This is a genomic window from Aphanizomenon sp. UHCC 0183, from assembly GCF_009712065.1.
Taxonomy (GTDB): Bacteria; Cyanobacteriota; Cyanobacteriia; order Cyanobacteriales; family Nostocaceae; genus Dolichospermum; species Dolichospermum heterosporum.
On sequence record NZ_VILC01000109.1, the window covers coordinates 18,181 to 28,366 of the forward strand.

8 protein-coding genes are annotated in these 10,186 nt (G+C 39.1%); 1 reads left to right on the forward strand and 7 read right to left on the reverse strand.

Going from position 1 to position 10,186, the window contains the following annotated elements; all coding sequences use genetic code 11:
• Positions 1-237: 237 nt before the first annotated feature.
• The 7 genes from FJR37_RS23045 to FJR37_RS23075 all read right to left on the reverse strand — a co-directional run bounded on the left by FJR37_RS23045 (position 238) and on the right by FJR37_RS23075 (position 8,876).
• Positions 238-1,881 carry an acetolactate synthase large subunit gene (locus FJR37_RS23045; protein ID WP_027403620.1) on the reverse strand — a complete coding sequence of 548 codons (1,644 nt, stop codon included), beginning with the start codon at positions 1,879-1,881 and terminating at the stop codon, positions 238-240.
• Complete coding sequence (locus FJR37_RS23050) at positions 1,878-2,135, reverse strand: hypothetical protein (protein WP_168467218.1); 258 nt, start codon at positions 2,133-2,135, stop codon at positions 1,878-1,880. Before FJR37_RS23050 ends, FJR37_RS23045 begins: the two co-directional genes overlap by 4 nt.
• 12 nt (positions 2,136-2,147) lie before the next feature.
• Positions 2,148-3,515 (reverse strand): NAD-dependent succinate-semialdehyde dehydrogenase, encoded by a 1,368-nt coding sequence (locus FJR37_RS23055; RefSeq protein ID WP_168467219.1) that lies wholly within the window; start codon positions 3,513-3,515, stop codon positions 2,148-2,150.
• 568 nt (positions 3,516-4,083) lie between these two features.
• A complete protein-coding gene (locus tag FJR37_RS23060; RefSeq protein ID WP_168467220.1) occupies positions 4,084-5,712 on the reverse strand; it encodes an adenylate/guanylate cyclase domain-containing protein in 1,629 nt (542 codons plus the stop codon).
• A gap of 275 nt (positions 5,713-5,987) precedes the next feature.
• Positions 5,988-6,869: a ribosome biogenesis GTPase YlqF gene (ylqF, locus tag FJR37_RS23065; protein WP_039201498.1), complete on the reverse strand. Its 882-nt coding sequence runs from the start codon at positions 6,867-6,869 to the stop codon at positions 5,988-5,990.
• Between the two features lie 17 nt (positions 6,870-6,886).
• Entirely contained in the window at positions 6,887-7,303 is a 417-nt protein-coding gene (locus FJR37_RS23070; RefSeq protein WP_168467221.1) for a VOC family protein, read from the reverse strand.
• Positions 7,304-7,742: 439 nt separating this feature from the next.
• On the reverse strand, positions 7,743-8,876 hold the full coding sequence (locus tag FJR37_RS23075) for a cyclopropane-fatty-acyl-phospholipid synthase family protein (RefSeq protein ID WP_168467222.1): 1,134 nt from the start codon (positions 8,874-8,876) through the stop codon (positions 7,743-7,745).
• A 291-nt stretch (positions 8,877-9,167) separates the two neighbouring features.
• Between FJR37_RS23075 and FJR37_RS23080 the strand changes: the two genes are divergently transcribed.
• Positions 9,168-10,037, forward strand: coding sequence for a lipid kinase (locus FJR37_RS23080; protein WP_168467223.1), 870 nt, complete (start codon positions 9,168-9,170; stop codon positions 10,035-10,037).
• Positions 10,038-10,186 lie beyond the last annotated feature (149 nt).

Below are 10,186 nucleotides of genomic sequence, written 5' to 3' on the forward strand. Positions count from 1 at the left end.
CGTAGATGTTTAGACTTCGGCTGTGTTAAAAGAAACTGGCTGGTCATCCGCTTTATTAAAGCGTTTAATTAGCACAGGTGCAGCATCAATAAATTAAGATCATACCAAAAAAATAAATTGCTGTCTAACATTGTGGGATGGGCTTCTAGCCCGTCCAGATTTAAGGGCAAAGGGCAGGCAAGACTTGTACTGAGCTTGTCGAAGTATGCCTACCCCACAATCAATAAATTGCTGTGTTTAAACTTCGCAACTTAATTCACCGGCTTTTTTGGTAAAACGACGATTTTCTCGATAATCTACCCGACAATCTATGACTGCTGGCACATCTTGTGCGAGCGCTTCTTTCAGTAAGGGAATAAAATCCGCAACGGATTCGACGCGATAACCTTTTAATCCCATACTTTCGGCAAATTTGACGAAATCAGGATTACCAAAATGGACAAAAGATGAGTTACCTGGACCAAATTGATTTTCTTGCTTCCATTCAATTAAACCATAGCCACCGTCATTAAAAATCAGGGTAACAAATGGTGTTCCGACTCGCAAAGCTGTTTCTAATTCTTGACAATTCATCATAAAACCACCGTCACCAGTGGCAGCGACAACTTTACGATCTGGGTGAACTAATTTTGCGGCTAATGCACCGGGGATAGCAATACCCATAGCGGCAAAACCATTGGAAATAATACAAGTGTTGGGACTATGACAATGATAATGTCTAGCAATCCACATTTTATGAGCGCCAACATCAGAAATTACAATATCATCTGGGCCCATAACTTGCCGCAAGTCATAAATTAATTTTTGCGGTTTAATAGGAAATTCATCATCTTTGGCGTATTCTTCGTAATCAGCGCGAATGTTAGAACGCAAGCTAATAGAATAGGGATTGGGTTTATTGTGTCTGTCTGCTAATTTTAATATTTCATTGAGGGAATCAGAAATATCACCAACTATTTCTACTTGGGGAATATAACTACTATCAATTTCTGAAGAAGTTGCCGCAATATGAATAATAGGAATTGTTCCTTCAGGATTCCATTTTTTGGGGGAAAATTCAATTAAATCATAGCCAATTGCTATGACTAAATCTGTATTATCAAAGCCGCAGATAATGAAATCTCGTTGTTGTAATCCCACAGACCAAAGTGCTAAGGGATGGGTATAGGGAATAACTCCTTTACCCATAAAAGTATTCACAACAGGAATATTCATTTGGGTGGCAAATTGCGTGACTGCATCACTAGCATGGGCGCGAATTGCGCCATTTCCGACTAAAATGATGGGATTAACGGCTTGGGAAATTGCCCCGGCTGCGGCGCGAATACTGGCAAAGGAGGCATAGGTTTTTTCACTATTATCCTTATTTAAAGGTTTGCCCTCTACGGGCATTGCCGCAATATTTTCTGGTAAGTCAATGTGAACTGCACCGGGTTTTTCTGTTTGCGATCGCTTGAAGGCTTTTCTCACAACTTCCGGTGTAATACTTGGTCTGACAATCTGTTTATTCCACTTAGTAACTGGGGCAAACATTGCCACTAAATCCAAATATTGATGGGATTCAATGTGCATTCTATCTGTTCCCACCTGCCCAGTAATTGCCACCAATGGCGCACCATCTAGATTAGCATCTGCAACTCCTGTCATTAAATTAGTTGCCCCAGGTCCAAGGGTAGAAAGACATACTCCGGCTTTACCTGTTAACCTCCCATAAACATCAGCCATGAAGGCTGCACCCTGTTCATGACGAGTGGTAATAAATTGAATTGAGGATGTTTTTAAGGCTTCTAAAACGTGCAAATTCTCTTCACCAGGGAGTCCAAAAACATATTGTACTCCTTCATTTTCTAAACACTGTACTAATAATTCTGCGGTATTCATAATTTTGGTAATTGGTAATTGGTGATTGGTGATTGCTTAATTTTCTTCTTCCCTTCTTTCTTCTTACTCCTGAATGGTCGCAGGCCCTGCGCCCCTACCTCCTGATAGCGCAGCGTGGCGTTAGCCATACTCCTGAATGGTCGCAGGACTTGCGCCCCTACCTTCTGATAGCGCAGCGTGGCGTTAGCCATACTCCTGAATGGTCGCAGGACTTGCGCCCCTACCTCCTGATAGCGCAGCGTGGCGTTAGCCATACTCCTGACTCCTTACTTCACCCAAACAGTTTTCACATTCACAAATTCATGTAAACCTTGAATACTCAACTCCCTACCGTAGCCAGAACGCTTAATGCCCCCAAAGGGTAGACGGGGATCTGATTTAACCATGCTGTTAATAAATACTGCACCAGCTTCAATTTCTTGAATTAGGCGATTTTGTTCTTCTGTATTTGTTGTCCATGCACTTGCACCCAAACCAAAGGGACTATCATTAGCTAATTTAATTGCCGCTTCGATATCAGGAACTCGGAATAATAATGCCACTGGTCCAAAAAATTCCTCTTGGGCAATTGGTTTATCTACAGGAATATCTATGATAATTGTGGGCGGATAAAAGTTCCCCGGCATTTCTGTTAAAGGATGTCCACCTGTGAGGACTTTACCACCACTTTTTACCGCATTTTTAACTTGTTGGTCTAATTCTTGGAGAATATCGGGAGTTGCCAATGGTCCCAAATCTGTATCTGCTGCCATTGGATTACCAATTTTTAACGCTTGAAATTTTTCTAACAGCAGTTTTTCAAATTGATCAGCCACAGATTCATCAATTATAAAGCGTTTCGCAGCAATACAAGATTGTCCATTATTTAACATTCTCGCTGTTACTGCGGTGCTAACTGCTGTTTCTAAATCGGCACTTTCTAAAACAATAAATGGGTCACTACCCCCCAATTCTAAAACAGTTTTTTTAATTTGTTTCCCAGATGCAACCGCGAGGGATATACCTGCTGGTTCACTACCGGTTAAAGTAGCAGCTTTGACGCGATCATCAGCCATCAAATTGGCAACTTGGGCAGCACCAATTAACAATGTTTGAAATACACCTTTGGGAAAGCCGGAACGGTTGATAATATCTTCGATCGCCAGGGCGCACTGTGGCACGTTGGAGGCGTGTTTGAGTAGTCCTACATTGCCCGCCATGAGAGCAGGTGCAGCAAACCGAAAAACCTGCCAAAATGGAAAATTCCAAGGCATGACGGCGAGAATTACCCCTAAAGGTTGATATTTTACAAAACTATGACTGGCATCGGTTTCAATGGGGACATCAGCGAGAAAATTGGGGGCATTTTCGGCGTAATAGCGACAAACCAGGGCGCATTTTTCAACTTCTGCGATCGCCGCTTTTAATGGTTTACCCATTTCCAACGTCATCAATTTCCCTAAATCTGCCTTTTCTTGGTCTAAAATAGTTGCTGCTTGTTCTAACCAGTGCGATCGCTCTACAAAACTCGTCTGACGATATCCTTCAAAAGACTTTCCTGCTAAATCCAACTTGGCAAGAATTTCTGTATCTTTTAGTGGCTCAAAAGTTTTGAGCGTTTCCCCAGTGGTGGGATTAATAGTAGCTATAGCCATAACCTGACCCCCCATTAAAAAATAGTTTGAGGTAGTTTACCAGTCTTACACACATTCACTACAGAAGCTAACACGAAAATTGACTTGGAGAGAAAATTATGAAAATAATTTGTCATTAAATCAATACTTCGCCAATTTGCCAAATAGTATGCCAAAAAGCCCATAAAATTGTCACAATATCAACAGGATTTTTGTATAATATTGTAAATTACTCTCTATTCCAGATTACCCACTAGTACCGCAAGGCGGAAGTCAAAAGTCAAAAGTCAAAAGTCAAAATGAAGACAGTATAGTCTTTTGGAGGATTTAGAATAGTTGGTTTATTTACGCCGTTTTGTACTAGTAGTTAGTCAAATTTATTTTGACGGGTAATGATCGGAAAAAACTTCTGTTCTTCCCTCCCCTACCTCCCCCACCTCCCCTACCTCCCCTACCTCCCCTACCTCCCCTACCTCCCCTACCTCCCCCACCTCCCCTACCTCCCCTACCTCCCCTGCCCCCTGCTTGCCTTCACCCGTCATTTTCGGGTTGACGGACTACTACCCATTACAGCACAGCGTCAGTAATATTATAGTTCATACATTTTAGTTTGATATAGCTTAATGGAACGATCAATTCCTTTAAAACGATAAGCTCCGATATCAAAAAAATCTGATTTTTCTGACAACATATTATAAGTAACTTCACTAATTACACATTCACCAGGAGAACAAATAGTCTCCATCCTGGCTGCCAAATTAATTGTCGTTCCTAAAGCAGTATAATCCACCCTCTGAGAACTACCAACATCACCAACTACAGCTTTACCACTGTTAATAGCAATCCGTAATTGTAAAGGTTCTTGCCAAAAATGATTAGCATTGAGATGTTTTAACCGAGTTAGCATTCCCTTCGCTGAGGCAACTGCCCTATCTGCATGACCTGGATCTGGGTCAGGAGCGCCAAAAAATGCCATAATACAGTCACCAATGTATTTATCTAAGGTGCCACTATACAAAAATACTTCTTTCAACATTTCTTCAAATAAATTATTTAATAATTGAGCAATTTCTGTAGGTGTCAATCGTTCAGAAATTGCCGTAAAACCGACTAAATCTGCAAATAGAATACTAATTTCATTTTCTCTAGGTACTAAACGTCCATCAGGAGAACCACCAACAGCTATCAATTGTTGGACAACAGCCGGAGAATGGTATCTTTCTAAACGATGACGAATTACTTCTTCATTTTTAAGTTTGTCTACTAACAACGAACGTTGCACGCTAGAAGCTACAATATTAGCCAAAGCTGAAAAAAAGCTGAGTTCTTCTTCCCCTTCACTTTCCCAATGAGATGAAGACAGACTAGCATCAGCATAGAGAACTCCAATTACTTTATGTTCATCCCATAATGGGACAGCCATAGCACTGCGAATACCTTTAACTAAAATACTTTTCTCCCTAGAAAAACGTTGATCAGATTGAGTGTCGGCACTTTGAATAGCAATTTTTTCTGCAAATACTTTTTGACAAATACTGCGACTAATCCAACTACCATCTGTAGCTAAATATTCTTGTTCGGAAATATTTCTAGTGGCAGAATTTATTAACTCTAAATTACCAGAATCATCAATTTTTACTAATAGGGCTAATCGGTCAATACTATCAAGATAACGAAAAACCACCTGTTGTACTTGGAAGAAAATTTCCTCAATAGATGCAGCAGCACAAAGATTTTTAGCTATATCTACCAAATCTTTAAGACGAGCAATAGTTTCATTTTGATTATTGTTATTGCTATTAATAGTATTAGCACTTATCCATTGTTGTTGTAGTTCCTCAACATTCCGAAAAATTGTTTTTTGTGGTTGAGTATTGACCTTTTCTAAAAATATATTAGTATTACCATTTGTATTTATATTTTTGAATTTTACTAATAATTTAATGTTGCCCAAGGAAATTACATCATTATTAGCTAATTCTTGGATACCCGTAATCAAATACTGATTAACTTGCGTACCATTTTTACTACCTAAGTCCTGAATAGTCCACACATGATCAGAACTTTTGACGATTCGCACATGATTGCGAGAAATTCCTTCAAAGGGTAATACCATGTCACATTCTGGCAACCGTCCGATTATAAATACATCTTTATCTACTGGAACTAATGTTTCAGTATGTCCTTTTTGCTGGAAAACGAGGGTAAGTTGATTCATGACTGTCAAATCAGGCTCGAAGCTAAGGGCGCAAGTATCAGTGCAATTATAGTGCAAACGGTTCATAGTTTAACCAAATATGAAACCCCTCTGGTAAACCTCTCCAGTATTAGGGAACACCAAAAAATAAATTACCCCCTTTAATCTCCCGGATGCTTTGGGGAGGTGGGGGGGTAGGGGAGGGGAGGGGGTTAGGTTTCTGGAGATTATCGGTTTCATCTAATACTTTTCAAACACCCTCCAATGCTAATTTTGAAAATATCACAAATTAGTATTTAAAATGGTGGTAATTCTAAGGAAATATTACCCAAAAGTCCTTTCCGAAAATCGGTGATCATTTGTCTGGCAGCGCGTTCTACATCACCTTTATAACGATGTTCTGCTAAGACTTGTAAGTAGTCTTCTCCTGTGTGGATGATGGAATCTATCTCATACCGTGACAGTAATGGATGTGGTGGTAATAAATGAGAATGTGTTTCCTGAAGTTCGTTAAGTATATCTACGAATGCTGCGGCTATAAGTTGATTGTCATAAGCTGCTTCACCAATATCGTCACAAATAGCTAATTTGACGGCTGCGGCTTGGCTGTCCAGTCTGGCAGGAATGACACCAGGGGCATCCAGTAATTGTAATTGATCGGAGATTCTTACCCACCGCAGTTGCCTGGTAACACCGGGACGGGCAGCGCTTTCTACGACTCGTTTTCCTATCAACCTGTTAATTAAGGCTGATTTACCGACATTGGGAAAACCAATGACGACAGCCCGGACGGGACGGGGTAACATTCCTCTATCTGTGCGGCGTTGGTTAAGTTCAATACCTGCTGCTTGGGCGGCTTTGGCTATGGCGGTGACACCTTGACCATGTTGGGCGTTGGTAAAATATGGAACTTCGCCTTGATTTTTAAACCACTCTATCCAGCGCGATCGCACTTGTGGCAAAATCATATCTACCCGGTTGAGTACCAATATCCTGGCTTTTGTCCCCACCCATTCATTCATTTGGGGGTGATTTGTAGTTATAGGAATACGGGCATCTCTTACTTCTAAAACCACATCAACCCGTTTTAGCTGTTCTTTGAGATTTTTTTCAGCTTTGGCAATGTGTCCGGGATACCATTGAATCAAATTTAATTTGTAATTTTGTGTGATTGACATTTATTGTTTGTTAGTTGTCATTGGTCATTGATCATAATATTTGCCTGTTCCCTGTTGCCTGTTCCCTCTTGATGAGATTGATGTAAAATTAAACGGTTGCCGTCGGGGTCGTAGGCATAAATTTCTTGTCCGTGAGAAGCTATAGAAATGTCTCTTTGTGAGGTACAGCCTAAAGATGTCAGGTGAGATATGGCAGTTTCTAAATTATTCACTTCCAAACATAAACTGAGCGGACTTTGGGAATTAACAACAAATTCTGGCTCATTTGTTGATTTAGGTTTAAAAATACCTAACTTTAAACCAGCAATGTCAAACTCAGCATAGATATGGGGAATAAGTTTCTTTGGTTTTTGTTCTAGTAATTGAGTATAAAAGCTGACTATATTATCAAAATTAACTGTGGCTATAGTAATGATAACACTATTATATTGCATATTTATATTTACCATAGATTTGTCACAAGAGCGCAGTTAATTCATTCTTACAGCAGAATTCACCAAGTCGGGGGTGTAAATAAGTAATTGGACAAAAATATTTACAGTCATTGCGAGCGAAGGGAAGCAATCACAACCCTTGGAATTGCTTCATTTCACTTCGTTCCATATGGCTAAAATCAAGTTAGAATTGCGGGTTATATGCATTACGCGGGGAAAAGGTCTGAATCACGGATTAGACGGATTGCGCTGATTTCACGGATTTTAGTAACTTTTATCATAGCAAACAACCTAATCCGCCCAATCTTTTAATCACGGATTAGACGGATTGCGCTGATTTCACGGATTTTAGTAACTTTTATCTTACCTTGCCATGATCCGGATCATGGCGAGGCGATTAGCATAAAATTTTACCCCTCAAAACTTTTAAAACATCCTCTTAGGCATGAACCATTAAATATTGTCCATTACCGTTGTATTCACCATCGCAACTGGCGAAATTAGCACCTAACCAAATTAAATAAAATCTCCAGATGCGACGAAATTTGGCATAGTTAATACCGTAGTCCAAATCTTTTACTATTGCTTGAGAATCATCAAAGTTTTTTAACCAACTAGCAAAAGTTTGGGAATAATTAGAACCATTAAGATACCATTTATCAATAGTTTTCAGGTCTTGATTATGGCTGGGAATCGCATCATATTTCCAGTAACGACCATGAGGGAAAATGTATTTGTGAGTGAAAACACTGGATATATTATTGGGGGTGCGGACTGTAATAATATGAATAAAAATTTTGCCGTTATCTTTGAGGAAAGATGCCAGTTTTCTGAAAGCTTTTGTTAAATTACCTACATGACAAAAAACGCCAATTGAGAGGACTTTGTCGAATTTTGTTTCAAATTGGGCATCGTTTAAATCTCCTTCATAGAGAGTAAAACGACCGGAACTAAGGTAACTTTCAGGATCTTGCATTTTCTGACGCATATATTCACATTGGTGGTGACTCAAGTTAATTCCTGTGAATTTGACATTGGGAAATTTGGCAAGAATATAATTAGCTACACAGCCCCAACCACAGCCAAAATCTAAAATATGATCGCCATCTTTGATTTCTAATTTGTCAATGACATCATCAATCATTTGCATTTGTGATTCTTCAAGATTGGTTGCTCCTTTTTCCCACAATCCCATGCTATATTTAGGATAAATGAGTTTTCCATCACCTAACATGGGATTCAGCATAGCTTGAGGTAAGTCGTACTGAATCTTCATTAATTCCTGTGAACCTTCGGCGGTATGGTCTGTTTCTGTTAATACCCATTCGTAGGGTGCAAGTAGGGATGGAAAATATTTAAAAAAGATGGGCATACAACGCTCAAAAAGCGATCGCAACACAGCATCCGGTACTTCTAATCCATTGATATAAGACTCGGCTATTGCCATTTGCACTAGGTTAACTGTACTAACCGCAAGACGGGTTGCTTTGTAAGCCATTGGACTTTTAGTATGCACATCTCCCACGATGGGAAGATGTTTTTCAATGTTTTGTAAAATTGTTAATGAACTCATATTTATTTTGGGTTGCAAAACTGCCACTATTCTATATCAATAAAACCAAGTCAAAATATTATTAAATAATAGATATTCCTTTAGATAGATATAAATAAGTCGGGAATATTTTTATTCAAACTAAATAATGATTACTATATACAAAACCAAATAATTGATGCTCCGTTATACTAGAACCATATTACTGTATTGTATAATCAGTTAAGTCTCAACCTTTTAATCATCCTGCACTGAGATTTTCAGTAAATTGATGTAAATAATTCCATATACAAACTACAAAAGGCAGCTAAAATGAGTATCCGCGCACTATTGTTAGTAAATAGTAATTCCCGTCAAGGACAAGAACGTTACCAAGAAGCGATAAATTGTTTAAATAAATTGGGTTTAGAGATAATTACAGAATCTACAGAACATCCAAATCAATTAGGTGATTTGATTCGGCGTTATCAACAAGAAATAAATTTGGTAATTGTGGGTGGTGGTGATGGTACACTGAATGCAGCTATTGAGGCGATAGTTGAGACTCAATTACCTTTGGGTATTTTACCATTAGGAACTGCTAACGACTTAGCAAGGACTTTGGGAATTCCTAACTCTTTAATGGAAGCGTGTCAAATTATTGCTTCTGGAAAGTTACGCAGGATTGATTTAGGTTGTGTAAATGGTAAGTATTTTTTTAATGTGGCTAGTTTGGGGTTAAGTGTAAAAATTACTCAACAATTAACTAAGGAAATTAAACGGCGTTGGGGTATATTTGCTTATGCGGCAATTGCATTGCAAGTAATTTGGAAATCTCGCCCTTTTAGTGCAGAAATTCGGATCAATGATGAATCAATTCATGTTAAAACTGTGCAAATTGCTGTGGGTAATGGTCGCTATTATGGTGGTGGTATGGCTGTAGTTCACGATGCGGCTATAGATGATCAAAGGCTGGATCTTTATAGCTTAGAAATTGATCATTGGTGGCAAATTCTGCCTTTGCTGCCGGCTATGCGTCAAGGACGACATATTCATTCACCAAATGTTCGCGCCCTGGAAGGTCAGGAAATCACAGTATACACGCGCAGACCCCATTCTATTAATACAGATGGAGAAATCACCACCCATACTCCGGCTGTGTTTCGGGTTGTTCCTCAAGCGATCGCTGTTTTAGCTCCCTAACTATCATCTTAAACTATGATTTACCTGATTCATCTGATTTATTTGATGATATCTTGACTATTATTTATGTAATTAAACAGTAGGTTGCCAGTCAACGAGGTAAAAAATTAACATCAAAACTCCTATCTGTCAACAATTAAGCATCTAGC

Excerpts from the sequence above, each read along its gene's own strand:
- FJR37_RS23080 (WP_168467223.1), top strand. The coding sequence starts at position 9,168 with ATGAGTATCCGCGCACTATTGTTAGTAAATAGTAATTCCCGTCAAGGA.
- FJR37_RS23050 (WP_168467218.1), bottom strand. The coding sequence starts at position 2,135 with ATGGCTAACGCCACGCTGCGCTATCAGGAGGTAGGGGCGCAAGTCCTG.
- ylqF (WP_039201498.1), bottom strand. The coding sequence starts at position 6,869 with ATGTCAATCACACAAAATTACAAATTAAATTTGATTCAATGGTATCCC.
- FJR37_RS23075 (WP_168467222.1), bottom strand. The coding sequence starts at position 8,876 with ATGAGTTCATTAACAATTTTACAAAACATTGAAAAACATCTTCCCATC.
- FJR37_RS23060 (WP_168467220.1), bottom strand. The coding sequence starts at position 5,712 with ATGAATCAACTTACCCTCGTTTTCCAGCAAAAAGGACATACTGAAACA.
- FJR37_RS23055 (WP_168467219.1), bottom strand. The coding sequence starts at position 3,515 with ATGGCTATAGCTACTATTAATCCCACCACTGGGGAAACGCTCAAAACT.
- FJR37_RS23070 (WP_168467221.1), bottom strand. The coding sequence starts at position 7,303 with ATGCAATATAATAGTGTTATCATTACTATAGCCACAGTTAATTTTGAT.
- FJR37_RS23045 (WP_027403620.1), bottom strand. The coding sequence starts at position 1,881 with ATGAATACCGCAGAATTATTAGTACAGTGTTTAGAAAATGAAGGAGTA.